Here is a 21,890-nt window from a genome sequence, read left to right as displayed (position 1 = left end):
TTGTCAACCCTACGGGCTTGATGCTCGTGGGACTCGCATCAAGCTCAAAAAGTGCCTATTTCATGGTCACTTTGTGCCCACGGCACTTTTGTGCCGAACCCTCTTCGAGGGTTCTTGCCACCTTTTTCTCCCTACTCTAAAAAACAAAAAAAGACACCGTGAAGGCGTCTTCTTTGTTTTTAGAGCGGGAAAAGGGTCTCGAACCCTCGACATCGACCTTGGGAAGGTCGCGCTCTACCAACTGAGCTACTCCCGCGAGTGTTCCAAATTTAATAAAAAAGGCCGTTTTGTAAAGGGATTCTGGAAATTTGGGGCGATTTTTGCCTTGTTGTGTTTGCATAAACGCTTTTGGGGCGCCCTTGCCGCATTTCGTGGCGCACCGGAGCCCAATAATATATTTTCATATCCGGTGTATGGGGGTGTTGTACCTTTATGTTTGGTAAGAATATGTTCGAAAAATTGATGCTGGGTGCCGCGCTTGTCGCGGCGGGTGCGGGCCTCTCGCAGGCCGAAAACTACAACTGGGGCAATGTCCGCTTCGATGGCGGCGGCTTCGTGTCGGCGGTAATCTTCCACCCGAAGGCCGAAAATGTGCTCTATGCGCGTACCGACGTGGGCGGCATCTACCGCTTCGATTTCGAGAACAAGAGGTGGATCCCGCTGATGGACTGGATCTCGGAGAACGACAAGGGCTTGTACGGCACCGAGGCGTTCGCGCTCGACCCGACCGACCCGAAGCGCATCTACGTGCTCGGCGGGACGGGCTACTTTAGCCAGGGCCGGACTGCCGTGCTCCGGAGCGAGGATTACGGCGCCACCTGGGACACGAGCTACGTGGAAATGCTCGCCCACGGCAACGGCATGGGTCGCCAGACCGGCGAAAAGCTCGCGGTGGACCCGAACAAGCCGAACATCATCTTCTGCGGGAGCCGCACGAAGGGCCTCTACAAGAGTACCGACTACGGCAAGACGTGGACGAGCGCCTACAAGGTCGCGCTTTCCGACGCGAAGGAATCGAGCCTGAACGGTGTGAACGGAATCAGCTTCGTGATGTTCGACGAGGCGCAGGGCACGAATGCCGATGGCTCGACCAAGACGATTTACATCGGCATCTCCGAAACGAAGGACAACCTGCAGGTGAGTAACGATGGCGGTGCCACGTGGAAGACCGTATCGGGTGGCCCTGCGAACCTGATGCCCCACCGCGCGAAAATCGTGGGTGGCGACATGTACATTACCTACGCCGACGGTCCGGGCCCGCACAACATCAGCAGCGGTGCGGTCTACAAGTACAACATCGCGGGCGGCACGTGGGAAGATATCACCCCGAGCGATTCGGTGACGCACGAGCAGAGCCCCACCACCTACGAGAAGGACTATAGTTCCTACGGCGGCATTTCCATCGACCCGAAGGACCCGAAGCACATCGTGGTCTCGACGCTCGGCAAGTACACGGGGCGTCACCTCGCGAAGAACGCGAAGGGCGAGGAGCGCGACAACTACGGCGACCGCATCTACACGACCACGGATGGCGGCAAGACGTGGATTCACGGGCAGCATTACGGCGACGGCATCAACATCGACGCGAACGGCACGGACTGGATTCCGGGCAACGCCATCCACTGGGCGGGTTCGCTCGAGATTAACCCGTTCGACAACAAGCAGGCGTGGGTCACGAGCGGCAACGGCATTTTCATGACTGACGACATCACCGCGAAGGTGCCCGTGTGGAAGTTCATGTCCCGCGGCATCGAGGAGACCGTCCCGCTCGATATCGTGAGCATTCCGGGCGGTCCGCTGGTGACCGCGATTGGCGACTACGACGGCGCCGTCTATACCGATATCAACGCGAGCGCCCAGAGGCACACGCCGACGGTCGGCTCCACCGAGACGATGGCCTTCGCGCCGCTCAGCGGTAGCCTGCTGCGCACGGGCGTGATTACCGTGTACGGCCAGTACGAGAGCATCAACTACAACGTGATGTACCGCAGCGACGACATGGGCAAGACATGGGACAGCGTGAAGACTACGCTCAAGGGCCCGAAGGGCATGGTGGTGCTCTCTGCCGACGGCAAGGTGATGCTGCACCGGCCCGAGATGGGCTCGACCACGTACCGCTCCGCAGATAACGGCGCAACCTGGACCGCGGTGGAACTCGACGGCGGGCAGACGCAGAATTCGCGCATTGTCGCGGACCCCGTGAATCCGGATGTGTTCTACGTGATGGATGCGCAGGCGAACCTGTACCGCTCCGATGACGGCGGCAAGAGCTTCGCGAAATACGGCGCGCGCCTGCAGAACGACGCCACGGGCGAATACTACAACGGTGGCGGCCTCATCCGCACGGTGCCGGGCAGGGAAGGCCACGTGTGGGTCCCGATGGACCAAGCGCAGATGTGGCTCCCGAAGGGCTTCAGCGAGAACGGGCTTGCCTACAGCGAGAACGGCGGCAAGGACTGGACGCGCTGCGAAGGTGCAAAGACTGCCATTGCGGTGGGTATCGGCAAGGCCAAGGAAGGAGCTGACTACGAGACGATATTTATCTGGGGTGCCGCGAAGGAAGGCGACCCGATTGGAATCTACCGCAGTACTGACAAGTGCAAGACATTCGAACGCATCAACGACGACAAGCACCAGTTCGGCGGCCCGGGTAACGGGAACTTTGTGCAGGGCGACATGAACAACTTCGGCGTGGTGTACATGAGCACCGTGGGCCGCGGGACGATTGTCGGAGCGCCCGAAGGTACGGAATTCTTTACGGTTCGCGCTGCACGCCAGGTGGCGAACTTCGTGCCGGCGATGCAACTGGAAAAACGCGTGCTCCATGTGACCGCGCCTGCGGGCAGTACGCTCTCGCTATTCGCCGTGACGGGCAAGGCGGTGCTTTCCAAGCAGGTGGTAGGGCTCGCGCACGTCTCGCTTGAAAAAATCCCTGCGGGCCGCTATGTGGCAAAGCTATTCAATTCTGCAGGCAAACCACTTTCGGTCAAGTTGCTCCAAATAAAGTAAATCTATATTTGGGCGCATGAAATGCAAGAAAATTCTTCCCGTATTTATTTTTTCCGCATTGCTGTTCGCAGCATGCGGTGACGACAGCTCTTCCGCTTCTGCGGCCCCTTCTGCAGAAGAATCCTCCTCTTCCGTGGAAGAAGGTGAAGACTCTTCTTCTTCCGAAAAGGACGATGCCAAGTCTTCGTCTTCTTCTGCAGCAATTCTGGAAGGGGCTCGTGCAGCGGAACTCACCGATTTACAGAAGAACTACGAACTCAAACTGTTTGACCAGACAGTCTACCTGTCGACCGGCAGCAAGCAGGGCGTTCTGGCCCTCCGCATTCCGGACGAATTGTGGGTGGTTACCTATACGGATTTTGCCGATGGCGTGGTGAGCTTTAAAAAAGACAATGCCGGCTTGCAGTATAGTGAAACCGATGCCGTCAAAAAGATTATAGGAAAAATGGACGCCGGCTTCAAGATATCGTTTGTCGTCAAAGAAGCCGACAATGCCGATGAAAACGACATAATTCTGTACTCTGTAGACGGTGGCGATTACAGCGAAGCGGTTAAGGCTAGCGTCGCTGTCCAGAAGAGCAAGGTCTCCAAGGCCGAAACAATTCAGAAGAAAATCTATGAATGTGCCGATGGCGATTCTACGAGGACCTTCAAGTTCTTCGACAGTTCGTACGCCTATGAAACTTCGGTCGGCGACAATGTGGTGAACAAGCATGAAGGTCACTACGATATCCAGCGCTCCACGTTGCTGATGCTCCCGTTACGCGAAGAGGATGCATCGCTTTCGATGTTCATCTATTCTGTGGGTACCGACAGCACGATTACCTCACAGTCGGGTGAGTCCATGGACTGCACGATTAAGGATGTCGAGTAAGCTTGGCAGAAACGCAATCCCCATACGGGATGATCCCTGGAAAATGAAAAGACCTGCTTGTGAGCAGGCCTTTTTTGTACTTTCGCAGCGCTCAAGCGCCAATTGAATTACAGCGTCATATCGCTCAGGCGCGTGTGTTCCACCGCATCAAACTCTTCTTGAATCTCCTTGCTCGGGGCCTTGGTGCAGAGGCTCACGATCACGATGGTCGCAAAGCTAAGCACGAAGCCGGGCACGAGCTCGTAAATCTGGAAGATTTCGGCGGAGAATCCGGAGAGGTAGAACTTCCACACGAAGGTGGTGATGCCGCCCACGAGCATGCCCGCGATGGCGCCCGGAAGCGTGGTACGCTTCCAGAACAGGGCAAGGAGCATAATCGGGCCGAAGGTGGCGCCGAAACCGCCCCAGGCAAAGCTCACGAGGCTCATCACCACATCCAAGAAGCTCTTGCCCTGTGCAGCGCCGTCGGCGCTGGGCGCTCCCTGCATGGCGACGATGACCGCGATAACCGTAATGAGTACGACCACGCCGCGGCTCACCCACATGACTTCCTTGTTGCTCGCATTCTTACGGAACAGGTGCTTGTAGAGGTCGTTACTGAAGGCCGAAGCCGAAACCAGCAACTGCGAGTCGGCCGTACTCATGATGGCGGCAAGGATAGCGGCCATGAGAATGGCGGCGACAGCCGGATGGCAGAGCGCTTGGCAGAGAATCATGAAGATGCGTTCCGGGTCGGCGACGGTAATGCCGTTCGCTTCCACGTAGTAGCGACCGAGAATGGCAATCATGATGGCGGCACCAAGGCAGATGGTGACCCAGGTCATGGCGACACGGCGGGAGAACTTGATGTCTTCGGCGTTCTTGATGCTCATGAAGCGCACCAGGATGTGCGGCATGCCGAAGTAGCCGAGGCCCCACGCGAGGCTAGAAATCAACGCAATCAGCCCGATGGACTTGCCGGTGGTGGCGTTGGTGAACAGGCTCATCAGGTAGGGGTTCTGCGCGTTCACCGCATCCATGGTGGCTGCAAAACCGCCCGAACCTGCCATGATAATCGAGGGAATGGCGATGACGGCGATGAGCATCATGGTCGCCTGAACAAAGTCGGTCCAGCACACGGCGAAGAAACCGCCCATGAAGGTGTAACTCACTACGACGACCGCACCGATGATAAGGCCCGTGGTGTAGTTCATGTTGAAGATGGTGCCGAAGAGTTTCGCACTAGCGACAAAGCCAGACACGGTGTAGAACAGGAAGAACGCGAGAATGAAAATCGAGGCGATGACGCGGATGATTCCCTTGTTGTCGCGGAAACGGTTCGCAAAGAAGTCGGGGAGCGTAATGGAATCGCCGCAGAAGTGGCTGTACTTGCGGAGCCTGCGACCCACGATTTTCCAGTTGAGGTACGTGCCGATCACGAGGCCGATGCCAATCCACGCTTCGGAAAAACCGCTCACGAAGATGGCGCCCGGGAGGCCCATCAAGAGCCAGCCGCTCATGTCGGAGGCCTGCGCGGACATGGCCACGACCCACTTGTTCATGCCGCGGTTGCCCAGGTAGTAGGCGTTCAGGCTGTTCGCCTTCTTGGAAAAGTAGAATCCGATACCGAGCATCATCAGCAGGTACAGGATAAATACGGTAATGACCATTTGGTGAATCTCCTATTTTCGAATACTTGTTTATTGAAATATAACTATACGGGCTACTTTTCCGTCCAGAGCCAGGTGCTCAGGTAGCGTTCGCCCGTGTCGGGGAGGAGCGCGACGATTCGCTTGCCCTTGAATTCGGGGCGCTTGGCGACCGTCAACGCGCATTCCAGAGCCGCTCCGGACGATATCCCGACAAAGATGCCTTCTTCGCTTGCTGCCGCGCGGGCCGCATTCCCCGCCTTCTCCGTGCTGGTGAGGTACACCTCGTCGACCACCTTCGGGTCGTAGATTTTCGGGATAAAGTTCGCACCGATTCCCTGTATCTTGTGAGGACCCGCCACGCCCTTCGAAATCATCGGGGAATCATCGGGTTCAATCGCGATTACGTAGACGTTCGGGTTCTTTTCCTTGAGGTACTTCGCCGTACCGCTTACGGTTCCGCCCGTGCCCGCCGTCGCGATAAACACGTCCACGTTGCCCTCGGTATCGTTCCAGATTTCGGGGCCCGTCGTGAGGTAGTGCGCTTCCGGGTTCGCCGGATTCTCGAACTGCTGCGGAATGAAACTTCCCGGGTTCTGCGCCGCAATCTCGTTCGCCTTCTCGATGCAGCCCGCCATGCCCTTCGCGCCTTCGGTCAGCACGACCTCGGCCCCAAGCGCCTTCAATAGCAGCCTGCGTTCCATGCTCATGGAATCGGGCATCGTAAGCACTACCTTGTAGCCCTTCACCGCACCTACGTAGGCGAGCCCGACGCCCGTATTGCCGCTGGTCGGCTCGATGATGAGGGCGCCCGGTTTGAGCTTGCCCTCCTTTTCGGCGCGTTCAATCATGTTGAACGCCACGCGGTCCTTCGCGCTTCCGAGCGGGTTGAAACTTTCGAGTTTTACGTAGACTTCGGCCCCGCCCTTGTTCAACTTGTTGATGCGTACGAGCGGCGTGTTGCCGATGGTTTCGAGAATGCTGTTGAAAATTGCCATAAAAAACTCCGTCGCGACACGTGCCGCGCTGGCAAACAATCTAGTATTATTTTTTGTGTGCCGGCCGCGCCCGTTTAAGTATATTTTATGCAAATTATGCCTGTACTCCGTTCCATCATGTCAAAAGTGTTCGCGCGAACCGCCGGTTTCGTGCTTTGCACCTGCGGGTGGAAAAAGGGGACGGTTTACGCGAACTTGCGACACGTGGATGGCGCGGAACCCCGTGAAGGGAGCCCGCTGCGCATTTCCCGGCCGGGAACGTTCTACCGCACGCTCATCTGCAACCTCACGCGCCATGCGGGAGAAATCCTTTTCCGGTTTGGCTCGTTCAAGAAGTTGCCCCGCGAATTTTCCGCATATCCTTGCCGCATCGACGGCTGGAACTTTGCCCTTGCGGAAGGTTCTGCGCCGGTCCTCGAGAAGATGCGAAACGGCGGCATATTCCTTACGGCCCATTTCGGGAACTATGAGGCGATAGGCCCGTGGCTCTGTCGCCTCGGAATCCCGCTGGTGGCAAGCTACATCCCGCTAAGGCCCGCGTGGCTCAATCGCATTCTGGATAAACGAATCCGGGCCGTCGATGGTCGCCCTTACGGCGTAGATGCGCGCACCCCGCGGGAGTTCTTGCGCCTGCTCGATAGCAAGAAGTTAGTTTGTCTGCTGGCCGACCAGGATAGCAGAATCCCGAGCGCGCTCGAGGGCGAGTTCATGCACAGGCCCGTACGCAACAACCCGCTTCCGGAATTCTTGCTCCGGCACCGCCCCGAGACGCCCGTGTTTATCTGCTGGCTGGAGGATGCCCGCGGTTCGCTGCGTGTCCTCCATGCGGTAGAGCTGCCCCGCGCATCCGCTCCCCGCGATGTCTTGCCCGCCTTCAACGCCTGGCTCGAATCCCGCATAAAAGAAAATCCAGCCCTCTGGTACGGCTGGACTCATCGCAGGTTCTATTCCAGGAATCCGGAAATCTACGCGCGGAAAAGTCCGCGCATGGAATATTCCGCTTAAAGGATTTTCTCCGTTACGGCCCGCCACTGTCCGGGCTGCAGGTCGCCGAGCTCGACGTTCCCGATCCTGGTGCGGATGAGTCTCAGCGTCGGGAAGCCGACCGCGGCAGTCATGTGGCGCACCTGGCGGTTCTTCCCCTCGATAAGCGTGAGCCGGACCCACGAAGTGGGGATGTTGGCGCGGAATCGGACGGGCGGGTTGCGTGGCCAGAGCCATTCCGGTTCGGTTGCAATTTCGGCGGTGCACGGCTTGGAACGGTAGCCCTTGAAGGTGACGCCCTGCATGAGCTTTTGGACGGCTTCTTTCGTGATTTTGCCTTCGACCTGCGCGAGGTAGGTTCTCGGGTGCTCGAATTTTGGGTCGAGGAGCCTCTTGATGAGCTTTCCGTCGTCCGTGAGCAAAAGGGCCCCTTCGCTGTCGTGGTCTAGTCTTCCGGCGGCATAGATTCCGGGTGGGAATCCGAACTGGTCGAGAGCCGGGTGCCCCGCTTCGGGGGTAAACTGGCTCAGGACGCCGAAGGGCTTGTTGAAGAGGATGACGCTGGACATCAAAAAAAATATAGCATTACCACTTTGTCACAAAATTGACACTTTCTTTTGCTATATTGCGATTCTGTCAACCCAGGGCATTTATGACCCTAAAAACCGGAAACGGAATCTACATATAGGAATAGAAAATGGATTTTTCCGCAATTATTGCCGAAGAACTGAAGCTCGAAGTATGGCGCGTCGCTAAGGCGCTTGAACTCATGGACCAGGGGGGCACGGTCCCCTTTATCGCCCGCTACCGCAAGGACCAGACGGGTACGCTGAACGAAATTGAACTGCGCGACATCAGCCACCGTCGCGACTATCTGCAGGAACTTGCCGACCGTAAGGAAACGGTGCTCAAGAGCATCGAGGAACAGGGCAAGCTCACTCCCGAACTCAAGGCCCAGATCGAGGCCTGCAAGGACAAGACTCTTCTCGAAGATATTTACGCCCCGTACAAGCCCAAGAAGCGCACCCGCGCGACCATCGCGAAGGAACTCGGTCTTGAACCGCTGGCCCGCCTGATGTGGGCGCAAGAAAATACCGGCAACACCGCCGAAGAAATCGCCCGCATCTACCTCTCCGAGGAGAAGGGCCTCGCCGACCCGAAGGCCGCCCTCAAGGGTGCCGCCGACATTTTGGCCGAAGAGATTGCCGACAATACCGAATTCCGCCAGTACCTCCGTGCCAAGATGGAAAAGACCGGCGTGATGGTTTCCAAGGTCAAGAAGGATTTCGAGAAGCAGGAAACAAAGTTCAAGGACTATTACGACTTCAGCGAGCCGGTCAGCAAGATTCCGAGCCACCGCATGCTTGCGCTCCGCCGTGGCGAAAAGGAGAAGGTGCTGCGCCTCACCATCGAAGTGCCGAACGAAGAAATGGTCGGCTACCTCAAGACCCAGATTATCAAGGGCGAAACGACCTGGACTCCGTACCTGGAGGCCATGTGCCAGGACGCCTGGGAACGCCTGCTGCAGCCGAGCATGGAAAGCGAAGTGCGCCTGATGCTCAAGGACGCCGCCGAAGAGGAAGCCTTCAAGGTGTTCAGCAAGAACCTGCAAGACGTTCTGCTTGCCGCCCCTGCCGGTCACAAGGCCGTGCTCGCTCTCGACCCGGGTTTCCGTACGGGCTGCAAGGTGGCTGTGCTCGACGAAAACGGCAAGTTCATGGATCATGGCATTATCAAGCCGCATGAACCGTGGAACGACAAGGCCGGTGCCGCTGTGTACCTGATGCAGCTCATCGACAAGTACAAGATTGACCTCATCGCCATCGGTAACGGAACCGCGAGCCGCGAGACCGACGCCTTCTGTGGCGAGATGGCCCTCAAGTTCAAGGGCAAGGTTCCGCCGCGCGTTATCGTGAGCGAAGCCGGTGCTTCCGTTTACAGTGCAAGCATGATTGCCATCCAGGAATTCCCGAAGGAAGACGTGACGACCCGCGGCGCGATTTCGATTGGCCGCCGCCTGCAGGACCCGCTTGCCGAACTCGTGAAGGTAGACCCGCAGTCTATCGGTGTTGGCCAGTACCAGCACGACGTGAACCAGCGCGAACTCAAGAAGCGCCTCGACGAAGTGGTGGAAAGCTGCGTGAACATGGTGGGTGTGGACGTGAACAGCGCATCCGCTCCGCTCCTTGCCCATGTGGCGGGCCTCAGCAATACGCTTTCGGAAGCCATCGTGAAGTACCGCGAAGAGAACGGCGCGTTTGCAAGCCGTGAAGACCTGAAGAAGGTGAAGGGCTTCGGTCCGAAGGCCTTCGAGCAGGCGGCGGGCTTCATGCGCATCCCGGGGGCCGAAAATCCGCTGGATGATTCCGCGGTGCACCCCGAAAACTACGCCCTCGTGGAACAGATGGCCGAGAAGGTCGGCGTCCCGGTGAAGGATATCGTGGGCAATGCCGAAGCGGTGAAGGGTATCAAGGTGGATGAGTTTCTCTCCGACGAGGTGGGTAAGGCTACCCTCGACGATATCGTGAAGGAACTGCAGAAGCCGAGCCGCGACCCGCGTAAGGAATTCCGCTACGCGAAATTCGATGACCGCATCAAGACCATCAACGACCTCGTTACGGGCAGCTGGATGGAAGGCGTGGTCACGAACGTGGCGAACTTCGGCGCGTTCGTGGACATTGGCGTTCACCAGGATGGCCTCGTGCATATTTCTGAAATCAGCGACAAGTACGTGACCGATGCGAAGGAAGTCCTGACTGTGGGCGATGTGGTGAAGGTGCGCGTTGTTGCCGTAGATGCGAACCAGAAGCGCATCAGCCTCTCGATGAAGCAGGAATCTACCGACGGTGTGGCAGGTGCGGGTGTGAGTGGCCCTCGCGGCCAGCGAGTTGGCGGTCCCCGCGGCAACTTCGGTGGCCGCGGCCGCGATGGTGTTCGCGGCAATGCCCGCCCGCAGGGCGGCATCCAGGGCCATGCGACCATCGCAGACCTCAAGAACAAGATTGCGGGCAAGGATCGCCCGGGTTTTGCTCCCAAGAAGCCCGTGGTCGCCCAGCCGCAGAAAATGAGCGCCCTCCTGAAGCAGATGAAAAAAGGCAGGTAGATTTGACAGCGGCGGAACGCTTGCGTTCCGACATTGGCAAATCTACGGTGCCTAGCGCTGCGTAGCAGCGCCAAGGCCGGTAGGCGAGCGTCGCGGGAATAAGCTCGCGTTCGATGATTTGGAAAGCAGGTTCCACCTTTGGTGAAACCTGCCTTTTTTGGTAAGAATACGCCTTTTTTTGTTATAAAATAATTGCATTATGTTCCTTTGAATGCAATTTGATTATTTTATCAAATAATCAAGCGGAGAAAATATGTCAGAACAAGGTAGCGAAAACAATCGTTATAGGGAATTTGTCCTTAAGAACCGGCGCTCTATGAATGAATCCATGTCGAGGATTCTTCTCTTTTGTGCCTTTGCGGGCCCTGCAATCGCGCTCGACCGCTTCCTCGGTTATTGCGATGTCTCGTACTTGTCGTGCGCCCTGGTAAGCCTCTTGCTTATCCTCCTCTCGATAGGGCAGAAACTCCTGAACCGCTATTATCCCTTGAGCATCGTGACCGTGTTCTGGGGGCTTGTGGGCTTTATGTGCGTGCTTACGTTCATGTGCATGGCCAAGGTCGGGGTGTATATTACCTATGCGCTAGTGCCCATGGTGAGCCTGTTCTATTGCGAGAAGAACATCTACCTCATAAGCGTCGCCATGAACTACGTGATGATTCTAGTGTCGAATGTGCTGGTAAGCGATTTCCGTTCCCTCGACCGTCTCGATTTCCATAATCCGCTGGATTGGTTCGTCGCGGTGATGGGAGGCTATACGATTGAATCCATTGCGATTGGCGTTGCCGGATACTACCTGTGCAAGCGCATTTCGAATCACTTCAGGAGCATCTATACCAGCAATATCGTTATCGACCAGAAGTACCGCGACGAGGAACACAAGGACCGTGTCACCCGTGCCGTTACGGCCCTGTACCAGTGCGTCTACGTGATAAATCTCAAGAACATGAGCTACGAGGTGGTGCAGCGCGACCGCTTTGTGTCGGATGTTGTGCGCGACGAGGACAATCTTGCGACGAACATTGAAAGGGCTGTCTTTGCTCTTGTGGAAAACGTGGACAAGCAGCGTATGTTCGAGTTCCTGGACTTGAATACGCTCCCGGCCCGTCTGGATCAGCAGAGCATGATTTATGCGGAATGCCAGGGAAAGTTGCACGGTGCGGTCCAGCTGTCGTTTATCCTCGTCGAGAGGGACGAAGAGGGGGCGCCGCTTTCGGTCGTGTTCACCTTGCGACAGGCGGCCTGATTTTGGCCACGCCGGTGTGCGAGGCTTGTTTTTTACACGCTCCTGTGTTACAAAAATTGCCGATTTAAACGCATTTTACACGCTTTTTTACTCAAAAACGGCCTTTTTGTGTAAAAATAATGTAGTTTATGGGCATGAGTATCGCGCTGGAACATCTTTTTGACTACGATGACTTCCGCAAGTTCATGCAGGACTATTTCGAAGAGCAGAAGAAAATGCGCTCCGTGTTTTCGCACCGTTTCTTTGCGGCGAAGGCGGGGTTCAGCAGTTCCTCGTACTGCCTGAACGTGATTCGCGGGCGGTTCAACCTCACGCCGAAATCTATCGAGAAGATTTCGAAGGCGATGGATTTCGAGCCCCTGCAAAAGGAATACTTCGAGGCGCTGGTGCAGTACAACCAGGCGCAGCAGGTGGACGAGCGCGACCAGGCCTGGAAGCAGATTCTGCAAATCCGCAAGCAGATTGAATTCACGCACATCACCACGCGCGAGCAGGCCTACTTCAGCAAGTGGTACTACCCGGTAATTCGTGAACTCGCGGCAGATTCGCAGTGGCACGGCGACTACCGGATTTTGGCCCGCTCGCTTACCCCGCAGATAACTACGGAAGAGGCGCGCGATGCGGTGAAAAACCTGCTGGAATGGGGGCTCTTGCGCAAGCTCGACGACGGCCGTTACGTGCAGACCTCGCAGATGCTTGATGCTGCAGAAATCCCGCCGATTGCCCTCCGGCAGATTCGTCGCGAGTATATCCAGCATGCGATAGGCGCGGTGGAGTCCATGCCGAAGGATGAGCGCTTTGCCGCCTTCACGACGCTTGCCATGAGCGAAAGTTCCTATAATTATGCCGTGGAAGTCCTCGAAGAAGCCCGCAAGAAGATTATCGCGCGTGCGTCCAACGACACGAACGTGGAACGCGTTTACGAGATGATGCTCGTGGCATTCCCGATGAGCAAGAAAGTCGGAACGGAGGTTGAAAGATGAAACGTTTGTTTGTTTATCTAAAACAGCCTCGCCGTGCGTGGGCGCTCGTCCTTGCCGCTTCCCTTGCGTTTTTTGCCTGCTCGAACGGCGACGATGTTGCAGGCGGTGTTACCGATATCGGGAACTCTATTGCACGTGAACCAGATACGACAAAGATTGCAGGGACCGTTGTCGACATGCAGGGCAACAAGATGCCTGCCACACGGCTCACGCTGTACTGGGATAACGGTTATGCGATTGAGGATTCTCTGGAGGCTGTTGCCGATTCAAATGCGCAGTTCGAATTCAAGGTCGCAAGTAATGACATGCACGGTTACCTGCAAAACGGGCGGACGACTGCCATCCAGTATGCGGATTCAGCAAGGGATGTGATAAATGCGTTTGCGGGTGTTTATCTGTATGCACGGTCGGGTTCCCTTTCGGGAATCTCGCTCCCGCCGAGTGGAAAGGCGACCGAGGTCCGTATCGGTTCGCGCAAGGCCCTGCGCGGGAGCATGTCCGGTGTGACTTCGGGCAAGGTTCACATCGGCGGGACGCATCTTAGCGCCGACATACAGGAAGACGGTTCGTTCAGTTTTGATTCTATCCCGCCAGGAATGCAGGAAGAGTTAATTTACTCGGAAAGCGATTCCGTGCTGGGTTACATTCCGTTTACCATACAAGATGGAGGCGATACCGTTGTATTGCCGCAGCTTGAAAACTACGACGGATTCCTCTGGAACCCTGACCTGTCCCTGCTTGCGGATGCGTACGGGTTTAACTCTTACCATACCGATTATGTTCGCTGGTCCGATACCGGCTGGACAACCGTGAATATTGAGATGAATGGCGACGAGTACGTGTTCAACCACGACGGCAGACTTGCTGACAGTGTGAATTACGTGGATGGCGTGAGCGGCAAGGGCGTGCTGCTCGGTGCAGGCCAGTATATCGACCTCGATACGCTCAACCCGACCGGTGGCGACTTCACGCTGTCGCTGTGGACTAAGTGGAACGGCCCCAATGGCGAACACCAGGTGCTGTTCTGCCAACGCGCCTATTGGAGCGATTCTACGTCGCGATTCCAGTGGCACTACGAAGTGAATCGCGGTTCGTTCGCCGTAATGAAGAGCATGCCCGGCTACCCCGAGGTGGTGTTCTTCGGGGATTCGACTTCCGTACCCGTGGGCGAGTGGGCGTTCCTTGTGCTCGTCTCCAGGAACCATCGCGTGAGCATGTACGTGAACGGCGAGCCCGTAGCGATTGCTGATAGCGACGGTACCGAATTTGCAGGCGAGTTCGTGCCGAACGAATTGAACCGCAGTGTCCCGTTCCGCGTGGGGGGCGACGAAATCAGGACAGAAACCTGGAATGGCGTCATCGACCGCGTGAGCATCGAAACCCGCGCCCGCAGCCCCGAGTGGATAAGGGCGACGTACGAGTCCGTCCTTTCTCGGTAAAAGGGAATATTGACAATATTTGTTTGTATGAAGGCAACAATGGTTGCCGTTAAATATTATTTTTGTAAAAAAGGAATTGAAATGAATAAGAAGCCTTGTTTTCTTGGTTTTGTGTTTTTGCTTGTCATGGCGTTGGTTTCTTGCGACCAGGAAGGAGTCAAGACGAGTAAATCGGGGTATGTCGATCCTTCAAGTGTTGTCAAGGGCACGATGACGGACCCCAGGGATGGAAAAACCTATAAGACCGTGACTATTGGGGACCAGATCTGGATGGCTGAAAATATGGCCTTTAAGGTTGGGAATAGCACCTGTTACCAAAATAAAGAGAGTAATTGCCAGAAATATGGACGATACTACAACTGGGGCGACGCAATGAAGGCTTGCCCTTCGGGGTGGAGGCTTCCTAGCAAGGGCGATTTCGATAAATTAGTCGTGTCGGTTGTTTCTGAGCCTCTTGAAGCAGACTCCCGGTGGCTTCAGCACGCGAAAGAGAAAATTTTGATTCAGATGCTGAATTCCAAGAAGGGATGGCAAAAGAATGGTAATGGAAAGGACTTATACGGCTTTTCGGCAATTCCCGCTGGGGATGGGGATGCGTATGGTTCGGAAGGTTTTCGCTTCAGGCTTATGGGATATGGCGCCTATTTTTGGAGTTTTTCTAATACCGGGAACGATTCTGATTACCATGACTTTTTTTCGCTGTATTACACGGAATGGGGAACGTATGAGTATGAAGGTATTGGAATTTGGAACTATCCGGATGGTGCCTTGCTTTCAGTCCGCTGTGTTCAAGACAAATAGAATTTTATGAGACGTCAGTTTTTTGCATTTCTTTTCCTGTTGATTGCGGCTCCTGCGTTCGCGGCACATGTCGCTGTTCTGGAAACAATGGCGGATCCCACCGCGAAGGACAAGGTCAAACTCTCTGACAGGCTGTATTTGACGAATGTCCTGCGTGAAGAGGCCGTGAAGCAACTTCCTGCCGAACAGAACTTCACCATTATGACCCGCGAAAACATCTTACAGATGTTGCCGCCGGGCAAGGCCATCGAGGATTGCGAAGGGGAATGCCTTGTGGAAACCGGGAAGAATATCTCCGCCGACTATATTTGCCAGGCGCGTGTCGGCAGTTTTGGTGGCTCGCTCACACTTTCGGCGGAACTCTACGAGACCGCGGGAAACAAGCTTGTTTCGAGCTTCAATGGACAGGGAAAGAACGTGAACGCCTTGCTCGACATTATCAAGAAGAAGGCGCCAGACTTCTTTAGGAGTGCGAAAAGCAAATCGACTGGGTTTGACGGGCTAGGTGGTATTGGCTCAGTCGGTTCCATTGGCGATTACAGTTATTCGGGCAAACAGAAGTTTATTGTAGAAATTACTAGCGAACCGAAGGGTGCCGTGCCTACCATAGATGGAAGGGCGGATTCCAAATGCTTGAGTACTCCATGCAAGGTGCTGGTGGAGGCCGGTAGCCACAGGTTTGTTGTTTCCAAGGACCGTTACGACGATGGCGAACAGGTTGTGGATGTGAGAGAGAATAACAGGAAGATTTCGTTCTCGCTTACTCCAGCATTCGGCTGGCTTGTGGTAAAGCCTGAATTCGAAGGCAACGCCGAGAGTCGAGGGAAATTGTCCATCTCTGTGGATGGCAATCATAAGAAAGACGAAAAAATTGAACTGGACCCCGGTGTACACAAGGTCAGCTTGTCGCACCCCTGCTATGACCCGGTGGAATTTGTGGTATCTATAGCGAAGAACAAAACCGAGCTCTTCGACAGGATGATGACCCGGGGCAAGGGCGGGCTTGAACTCAATGCGGAATTCAAGGGCGAGCCGCAGTCGGTGACAGTGCGTATCGATGGTGTGGAAGTGGGTAGCACGCCTTATGCGGGGGAGGTGCCGATGTGCGCCGAGGTTGAACTTGTGGGAAGTGGCTGGGCAGAGAAGGTCGACGTGCAGCCGAAGTGGCACAAAGATGTACAGGTGACGCACTCGCTTGCACATAGCCCTGATGGGCTTGATGTCGATGAAACCCGGCTACGCGCCAAGGAGGCCTATGCAGAACTGGATGGCGATGATGATTTCTTGGCTGAGTCAGGCAGGCCGTCGAAGGTGAAAAATGACGGCAGCGGTGCGGCTGGAAAGATTTTGCTGGGCACTGGCGTCACGGCTGCGGTGACGGGCGTTGTGCTGGCCGTTATCGGGAACAGCCAGGCGAAGTCCGCATCCGAGAAAAAATACGAGACAGAGTCGGAGTTTAAGAAGAACCGCAAAGATGCGGAATCAGGACAGACTCTCCGCAGTGTAGGAATCGGAATTGCCATTGTCGGTGCCATCGGGATAGGCATAAGTTTTGCGTTCTAGGGGGTGGGATAATGAAGTGGATAGTAAATAGTGGCTGGTGGTTAGGAAATCGTCACCAACGCGTCTCATTTCGTTACCCTCGCGTAGGCGTGGGGCTGTTGACAATCTTTTGCCTTTTTCTTCTCTCCGCCTGTACCGACTATGTCGCGCAAATGGATGAGGACTTTGAAGCGTGGAAAGAGGAACGGTTGACGAAGGATGAACCATCTTCCAGTTCGCAGGTCAAGTCGAGTAGCAACTCGATGCAGAAATCGTCTTCTTCAAATGTGAAATCATCGAGTTCTGTTACGGTATTTAGTAGCACAGGGGCAAGTAGCAGTACTGTGGAGTCCTCGTCCTCTATGGTTGTTTCTTCGTCTTCTGTTTCGGTGTCGTCCAGCAGCGTTGCTGCAGTCAATTCGAATTCTTTTAGGGATTCCCGCGACGGCCAGACCTACAGGATTGTTAAAATAGGAACGCAAGTTTGGATGGCGGAAAACCTGAACTACGAAACGGCAAACAGCTATTGCTACGATGATGTCTCGAGCAATTGCTCCAAGTATGGTCGCCTTTACACATGGGCGGCGGCGACAGCGGCCTGTCCCAGCGGCTGGCATTTGCCAACAAAGACTGAATTTGAAACCTTGCTCACAGTAGTGGGTGGCTCGTCCCCTACAGTGGGCTGCTCATCTACTGCTGGCGCAAAGCTAAAATCTACCAGTGGTTGGAACAATAGTGGTAATGGCTCGGATGCCTACAGTTTTTCCGCTCTCCCCGCGGGCAGGCGGGGCAGTGTCACCTACTCTGGCGACTTCTTCTATTTGGGCGAGTCTGCCGATTTTTGGAGCGCCGATGACGATGGCGGCTACATGAGCCTAGGCTATCGCGATGATGGAGCTTGCGTGTGGCGCGGCGCTTACAATTACTTCGCTTATTCTGTCCGTTGTCTCAAGGATTGATTGTGTTGAGATTGCGTGACATACGTCGTCTTTGTCTTTTGTTGTTGGCGATACTTTTTGTTGCCTGTACTGATTATGTTGCACAGATGGATGAAGACTTTGTTTCATGGCGTGCGGCTCGTAATGCTGTGGAAAGTGGCGTTTCAAGTTCAAAAGACGAATCCAGCAGCAGTTCGTTGATGTCATTGTCTTCTTCAAATGTAAAATCATCGAGTTCTGTTGAGAAATCATCTAGCAGTATCGTCGAATCATCGTCTTCTAAGGTCCTTTCATCATCGTCGGCTCTTGTGTCATCTAGCAGTGAAATTCTAATGTCAAATAGTTCCGAGAAATCGAGTAGTAGTTTATTTGGCGAATCATCTTCTAGTAAAAGTCTTGGGACGATGACCGACTCCCGCGATGGTCAGACGTACAAAACGGTAAAGATTGGCGTGCAAATCTGGATGGCGGAAAACCTAAATTACAAAGCGGACTCTAGCTTCTGCCACCACAACGATGAAAGTAATTGCTCCAATTATGGTCGATTTTACAGATGGGCGACTGCGATGGATAGTGCTGGTACATGGAGTTCGAACGGCAAGGGTTGCGGTTATGGCAAGGCATGTTCGCCGACATACCCCGTGCGCGGCGTATGTCCAAGTGGCTGGCATCTGCCTTCATTGACGGAGTTGATCACCCTGTTCAATGTAGTTGAAGGCTCATCGACCGACTACGAGGATGCCGCCATGTTTTTCTGGAGTTCTTCTGAGAACGATAGCATCTACGCATATGGCATGAACATGTACTATGATTTCGGTGATGCTTATCCAGACGTTCACTTTAAGAACTTTGGTCAATATGTCCGTTGTCTCAAAGATTGACAATTTTTTTAAGGAGTAAAAAATGCATATTCTAAAATTAGGTGTTGCCATCATGGCTCTTACAGCATCCTTGTGCACATCAGTTTCTTTTGCGGCTCAGCAGAAAGGAACGATGAAAGATCCTCGCGATGGAAAAACATACAAGACTGTAAAAATTGGCGACCAAGTCTGGATGGCGGAGAACTTAGCTTTCGAGATAAACGAGAGAAACGGAAATCCTGGGAGCACAAATGATTGTTTGATTTTTGGCGGTAACGGGGAAAAAGCGAATTGTAAAAAATATGGCCGATATTATTCGGCGATGGCCGCTGCAACAACCGCTTGCCCTGATGGTTGGCGTTTGCCGGGTGCTGCAGAATTTAAAAAATTATTGGATTATACAGGAAATTCCATAGACCTTAAATCAAAAAAAGGGTGGAACACCTACCAGCAACCGAGCGGGAATGGAACAGATAAATACGGATTCAATGCACAACCTTCAGGTGGATGCGTAGTAGCCCAGGATGCTAAATGTGCTTATATGGATGAAGGAAAATACGCCTATTTTTGGACATCTTCGATGCAATGGAACTCTGCAGAGGATGCCATTTTGCAACAATCGGTGCCAGAGGGGGTTGCTTATGCATTTTTGGGAGCACCGCATGCTGATTATGGTTTTGATGTTGCTCCACAAAAAAAAGCAATTTCGATGTGGTATCCTGTCCGTTGCATTCAGGATGAAAAAAAGAATGTAGGAGATGGGTTGGCTGGCTTGTTATCGGGGAATGCTAACGACAACGACCAGAAAGAAAGTGCCGATTTTAATGAAGGGGATGCAACGGAATCGTCTTCACACGATGCTTGTAAGGCTGCGGTAGCTAAAGTTAAGAATACATTTAATAGATGTAAAACACTCCCTACAGGAAGTTATGAAAGATCGATTTGCAAGAAAAAATATAAGGAGGAAAAAGAAGATGCAGAAAATGCTTGCAAAGTTACGGATAATTCATGTAGTCGTAGTGCATCGGATATTATGGAGGTTGTGCGTCAGAGAATGCCTGGTCTGCGTCACATCTACAACAAGTTTCTGAAGCTGCAACCACATTTTCAGGGTGTGGTTTCCTTGAGGTTTACGATTGCTCCGGGTGGCGAAATCATCAGTATCTCCATTGCTTCTTCTACGACCGGTTACGGCGAATTTGACAATGAAATCAAGACCGCTGTGAGCCGCTGGAATTTTGGCAAATTTAAATGTGATGATGGAAATGTCGCAAACGAAACGACAGTAACTGTTCCGTTTACTTTCTATGAGTAAAATAAAAGAATACTTATATAGAGGAAAAAATGAAAAATCTTCTTAAAATAATGCTTGCCGCATCCTTGTGTATATCGGCTTCTTTTGCGACTCCGCAGAAAGGAACGTAAAGGATCCTCGCGATGGAAAAACATACAAGACTGTAAAGATTGGCGATCAAGTCTGGATGGCGGAGAACCTGAACTACGGAACAGTGAACAGTTATTGCTTCAATGATGATGTAACAAAATGTACCAAGTATGGTCGCCTTTATACATGGGCGGCGGCCATGGACAGTGCCGGAGTGTATTCGACAAATGGCAAGGGTTGCGGAAAAGGCAAGACATGCTCGCCGACATACCCCGTGCGGGGCGTATGCCCCGACGGCTGGCATCTGCCGACCCCAAAAGAGTGGAGGACCCTATTCAGCGCTGTCGGCGGTTCACCGGGCGACGGTACAAAACTCAAATCCACATCCGGTTGGCAGAAAGACGGCAACGGCACGGACGCCTTCTCGTTCTCGGCGTTGCCTGCTGGCTACCCGAGCTTCAAAGGGAATTACTACGACGAGGGCACCTATGCGATCTTTTGGAGTTCTACTGAATACGATGACTACTACGCGAACCACATATACTTGTATCGCGGGGGCGACATTGCATCCCTGGCCGAAGACTACAAGGGCTACGGGTTTAGCGTTCGTTGTCTCAAGGACTAGATGAGCCTAGCCGCACCGCATTTGTAATCTTCTTCCTTGGCCTCGCCGTTTACTTGGACTTCTATGTAGCCTTACTTCACTGCCTGCGTTGCAAGATTCGTCTTGATGGTGAGAACCTCGGACTCGGAGATCTCCTTGTGCCCGTAATATACAATCGCTGGATTTCCCGTGCTAGACAAGTTGCGACAATTTCCTGCCTCTCAAATAAAAAACAGCCTTGTCCGAAGACAAGGCTTTATAAGTTTAGAGTTGGTTACGGACGCCTTGCGCCCCTAATGATTACTCGTACTTGATCACGCCGGCCGGGCAGCTGTCGGCAGCGTCCTTGATTTCGCTTTCGTAAGCGGAGAAATCGACGCCTTCCTTCACCTGCATCTTTTCGGGAACGCTGAACACTGCGTCGCAAGTTGCTTCGCAGGCGCCGCAGGAGACGCATTCGTCGCTGGATTCGTCGAGCCAAACTTTCGTGATTGCCATAATATACCTCTTGTGTCTTTGGTTGAATTATGGGTATAATATAATAAAAACATTGCCGCTGCGGCCTCTTTTTTTTATTTTTGCGCGTAATTTCACTGCCTTGCAAGGCAAAACTCGAGAGGAACAAACCGAGCGATGAAAAAAGTGGTTGTAAAAATTGGTGGCAGCCTGGCAATCGACGAAGCCAAGCTGGCTGATTTTGTGTCGGCAGTTTCTACCCTCCCCGGTAGTGGCTGTCAGGTGGCCGTGGTTCACGGCGGTGGCAAGGACATCAACGAGAATATCGCCTTGCTCAAGGAACAACCGACATTCATCGACGGCCTGCGCGTGACGACTCCTGGCATTATGAAGATGGTCGAGATGACCCTCTCGGGTCACGTGAACAAGAAGCTCGTGCGCATGCTCCTGAACAACGGCTGTGGTGCCGTCGGTATTTCGGGCGTAGACGCGAATTTGTTCCAGGTGGTCAAGAAGCAGGGCAAGGTGGACCTTGGCCTGGTGGGCGAAATCAAGAAGGTGAACCCCGGCATCGTGACCGCGCTCTGGGGTGCGGGGTTTGTTCCCGTGGTGAGCCCGATTTCTATTGGCCCTGACGCAAACGGCAACGGCGTGAGTTGGAACGTGAATGCCGACACGGCTGCAAGCGAACTGGCTGTGGCGCTTGAGGCCGACCAGTTCGTGCTGGTGAGCGACGTGCCGGGCGTGATGGACGAAAACAAGAATGTAATTCCCGAACTGAGCGAAGCGGACGCCGAAAAGCTGATCGAGGCTGGCGTCATCTCCGGCGGTATGATTCCCAAAGTCCGCGAGAGTTTCAAGTCGATCCGACGAGGACTCAAGAGCATCCACATCGTGGGTTGGAAGGACGCGGAACACTTTGGCAAACAAATTAATGGAGATTTAAACTATGGCACAATCTTGCGCTAACCTGCTCGAACAGGACAAACAAATTATCGCGCCGCTCTACGGCAAGGCAGACATCAACTTCGTGAAGGGCGA

18 protein-coding genes and 1 tRNA gene are annotated in these 21,890 nt (G+C 54.1%); 14 read left to right on the top strand and 5 right to left on the bottom strand.

All coding sequences use genetic code 11. The annotated features are described in order from the left end of the window. Positions 1 to 183 precede the first annotated feature (183 nt). Positions 184 to 256 (bottom strand) — tRNA-Gly (locus B2310_RS09840). A 191-nt stretch (positions 257 to 447) separates the two neighbouring features. Between B2310_RS09840 and B2310_RS09835 the strand changes: the two genes are divergently transcribed. Beyond that, the gene (locus B2310_RS09835; protein ID WP_290731019.1) at positions 448 to 3,009 is read left to right on the top strand and encodes a VPS10 domain-containing protein; all 2,562 of its coding nucleotides are present in this window, start codon (positions 448 to 450) and stop codon (positions 3,007 to 3,009) included. 16 nt (positions 3,010 to 3,025) lie between these two features. Further along, positions 3,026 to 3,883: a hypothetical protein gene (locus B2310_RS09830; protein ID WP_290731015.1), complete on the top strand. Its 858-nt coding sequence runs from the start codon at positions 3,026 to 3,028 to the stop codon at positions 3,881 to 3,883. 107 nt (positions 3,884 to 3,990) lie between these two features. On the opposite strand, the gene putP is transcribed toward B2310_RS09830, so the two are convergent. Further along, positions 3,991 to 5,532 (bottom strand): sodium/proline symporter PutP, encoded by a 1,542-nt coding sequence (gene putP / locus B2310_RS09825; RefSeq protein ID WP_290731012.1) that lies wholly within the window; start codon positions 5,530 to 5,532, stop codon positions 3,991 to 3,993. 53 nt (positions 5,533 to 5,585) lie between these two features. Then, positions 5,586 to 6,509 carry a cysteine synthase A gene (gene cysK, locus B2310_RS09820; protein ID WP_290731009.1) on the bottom strand — a complete coding sequence of 308 codons (924 nt, stop codon included), beginning with the start codon at positions 6,507 to 6,509 and terminating at the stop codon, positions 5,586 to 5,588. Positions 6,510 to 6,605: 96 nt separating this feature from the next. On the opposite strand from cysK, the gene B2310_RS09815 reads away from it, so the two are divergent. After that, positions 6,606 to 7,514, top strand: coding sequence for a lysophospholipid acyltransferase family protein (locus B2310_RS09815; RefSeq protein WP_290731007.1), 909 nt, complete (start codon positions 6,606 to 6,608; stop codon positions 7,512 to 7,514). Here B2310_RS09815 and B2310_RS09810 read toward each other — a convergent pair. Continuing rightward, entirely contained in the window at positions 7,511 to 8,062 is a 552-nt protein-coding gene (locus tag B2310_RS09810) for a pseudouridine synthase (protein ID WP_173365756.1), read from the bottom strand. The genes B2310_RS09815 and B2310_RS09810 overlap by 4 nt on opposite strands. A 128-nt stretch (positions 8,063 to 8,190) precedes the next feature. Here B2310_RS09810 and B2310_RS09805 point away from each other — a divergent pair, with 128 nt between their 5' ends. From B2310_RS09805 to B2310_RS09760, 10 genes are all read left to right on the top strand, one after another. Further along, a complete protein-coding gene (locus tag B2310_RS09805) occupies positions 8,191 to 10,596 on the top strand; it encodes a Tex family protein (RefSeq protein WP_290731004.1) in 2,406 nt (801 codons plus the stop codon). A 328-nt stretch (positions 10,597 to 10,924) separates the two neighbouring features. Then, on the top strand, positions 10,925 to 11,842 hold the full coding sequence (locus B2310_RS09800) for a hypothetical protein (RefSeq protein ID WP_290731001.1): 918 nt from the start codon (positions 10,925 to 10,927) through the stop codon (positions 11,840 to 11,842). Between the two features lie 134 nt (positions 11,843 to 11,976). Continuing rightward, on the top strand, positions 11,977 to 12,825 hold the full coding sequence (locus B2310_RS09795; protein WP_173380855.1) for a TIGR02147 family protein: 849 nt from the start codon (positions 11,977 to 11,979) through the stop codon (positions 12,823 to 12,825). Continuing rightward, the gene (locus B2310_RS09790) at positions 12,822 to 14,264 is read left to right on the top strand and encodes a LamG domain-containing protein (RefSeq protein ID WP_290730998.1); all 1,443 of its coding nucleotides are present in this window, start codon (positions 12,822 to 12,824) and stop codon (positions 14,262 to 14,264) included. Before B2310_RS09795 ends, B2310_RS09790 begins: the two co-directional genes overlap by 4 nt. Positions 14,265 to 14,291: 27 nt before the next feature. Then, on the top strand, positions 14,292 to 15,065 hold the full coding sequence (locus B2310_RS09785; RefSeq protein WP_290730995.1) for a fibrobacter succinogenes major paralogous domain-containing protein: 774 nt from the start codon (positions 14,292 to 14,294) through the stop codon (positions 15,063 to 15,065). A 6-nt stretch (positions 15,066 to 15,071) separates the two neighbouring features. Next, positions 15,072 to 16,628 (top strand): PEGA domain-containing protein, encoded by a 1,557-nt coding sequence (locus B2310_RS09780; protein WP_290730992.1) that lies wholly within the window; start codon positions 15,072 to 15,074, stop codon positions 16,626 to 16,628. Between the two features lie 152 nt (positions 16,629 to 16,780). Further along, a complete protein-coding gene (locus B2310_RS09775) occupies positions 16,781 to 17,566 on the top strand; it encodes a fibrobacter succinogenes major paralogous domain-containing protein (RefSeq protein ID WP_290730989.1) in 786 nt (261 codons plus the stop codon). An 86-nt stretch (positions 17,567 to 17,652) separates the two neighbouring features. Next, on the top strand, positions 17,653 to 18,426 hold the full coding sequence (locus B2310_RS09770; protein ID WP_290730986.1) for an FISUMP domain-containing protein: 774 nt from the start codon (positions 17,653 to 17,655) through the stop codon (positions 18,424 to 18,426). 22 nt (positions 18,427 to 18,448) lie between these two features. Further along, complete coding sequence (locus B2310_RS09765; RefSeq protein ID WP_290730983.1) at positions 18,449 to 19,720, top strand: TonB family protein; 1,272 nt, start codon at positions 18,449 to 18,451, stop codon at positions 19,718 to 19,720. A gap of 67 nt (positions 19,721 to 19,787) precedes the next feature. Further along, on the top strand, positions 19,788 to 20,414 hold the full coding sequence (locus B2310_RS09760) for a fibrobacter succinogenes major paralogous domain-containing protein (protein ID WP_290730980.1): 627 nt from the start codon (positions 19,788 to 19,790) through the stop codon (positions 20,412 to 20,414). Positions 20,415 to 20,693: 279 nt separating this feature from the next. On the opposite strand, the gene B2310_RS09755 is transcribed toward B2310_RS09760, so the two are convergent. Further along, on the bottom strand, positions 20,694 to 20,891 hold the full coding sequence (locus B2310_RS09755) for a ferredoxin (protein ID WP_088636941.1): 198 nt from the start codon (positions 20,889 to 20,891) through the stop codon (positions 20,694 to 20,696). Between the two features lie 135 nt (positions 20,892 to 21,026). Between B2310_RS09755 and argB the strand changes: the two genes are divergently transcribed. Further along, a complete protein-coding gene (gene argB / locus B2310_RS09750) occupies positions 21,027 to 21,818 on the top strand; it encodes an acetylglutamate kinase (protein ID WP_072812227.1) in 792 nt (263 codons plus the stop codon). The last annotated feature ends 72 nt before the right edge of the window (positions 21,819 to 21,890 follow it).

It is taken from the genome of Fibrobacter sp. UBA3629, assembly GCF_002374005.1.
Lineage (GTDB): Bacteria > Fibrobacterota > Fibrobacteria > Fibrobacterales > Fibrobacteraceae > Fibrobacter.
The sequence above is the reverse complement of the archived record's forward strand: the minus strand, read 5'-3'. Positions and strand labels throughout refer to the sequence as shown.

Coding starts and splice junctions, on each gene's coding strand:
- B2310_RS09835 (WP_290731019.1), top strand. CDS start 448: ATGTTCGAAAAATTGATGCTGGGTGCCGCGCTTGTCGCGGCGGGTGCG.
- B2310_RS09830 (WP_290731015.1), top strand. CDS start 3,026: ATGAAATGCAAGAAAATTCTTCCCGTATTTATTTTTTCCGCATTGCTG.
- putP (WP_290731012.1), bottom strand. CDS start 5,532: ATGGTCATTACCGTATTTATCCTGTACCTGCTGATGATGCTCGGTATC.
- cysK (WP_290731009.1), bottom strand. CDS start 6,509: ATGGCAATTTTCAACAGCATTCTCGAAACCATCGGCAACACGCCGCTC.
- B2310_RS09815 (WP_290731007.1), top strand. CDS start 6,606: ATGCCTGTACTCCGTTCCATCATGTCAAAAGTGTTCGCGCGAACCGCC.
- B2310_RS09810 (WP_173365756.1), bottom strand. CDS start 8,062: ATGTCCAGCGTCATCCTCTTCAACAAGCCCTTCGGCGTCCTGAGCCAG.
- B2310_RS09805 (WP_290731004.1), top strand. CDS start 8,191: ATGGATTTTTCCGCAATTATTGCCGAAGAACTGAAGCTCGAAGTATGG.
- B2310_RS09800 (WP_290731001.1), top strand. CDS start 10,925: ATGTCGAGGATTCTTCTCTTTTGTGCCTTTGCGGGCCCTGCAATCGCG.
- B2310_RS09795 (WP_173380855.1), top strand. CDS start 11,977: ATGAGTATCGCGCTGGAACATCTTTTTGACTACGATGACTTCCGCAAG.
- B2310_RS09790 (WP_290730998.1), top strand. CDS start 12,822: ATGAAACGTTTGTTTGTTTATCTAAAACAGCCTCGCCGTGCGTGGGCG.
- B2310_RS09785 (WP_290730995.1), top strand. CDS start 14,292: ATGAAGGCAACAATGGTTGCCGTTAAATATTATTTTTGTAAAAAAGGA.
- B2310_RS09780 (WP_290730992.1), top strand. CDS start 15,072: ATGAGACGTCAGTTTTTTGCATTTCTTTTCCTGTTGATTGCGGCTCCT.
- B2310_RS09775 (WP_290730989.1), top strand. CDS start 16,781: ATGGATGAGGACTTTGAAGCGTGGAAAGAGGAACGGTTGACGAAGGAT.
- B2310_RS09770 (WP_290730986.1), top strand. CDS start 17,653: ATGGATGAAGACTTTGTTTCATGGCGTGCGGCTCGTAATGCTGTGGAA.
- B2310_RS09765 (WP_290730983.1), top strand. CDS start 18,449: ATGCATATTCTAAAATTAGGTGTTGCCATCATGGCTCTTACAGCATCC.
- B2310_RS09755 (WP_088636941.1), bottom strand. CDS start 20,891: ATGGCAATCACGAAAGTTTGGCTCGACGAATCCAGCGACGAATGCGTC.
- argB (WP_072812227.1), top strand. CDS start 21,027: ATGAAAAAAGTGGTTGTAAAAATTGGTGGCAGCCTGGCAATCGACGAA.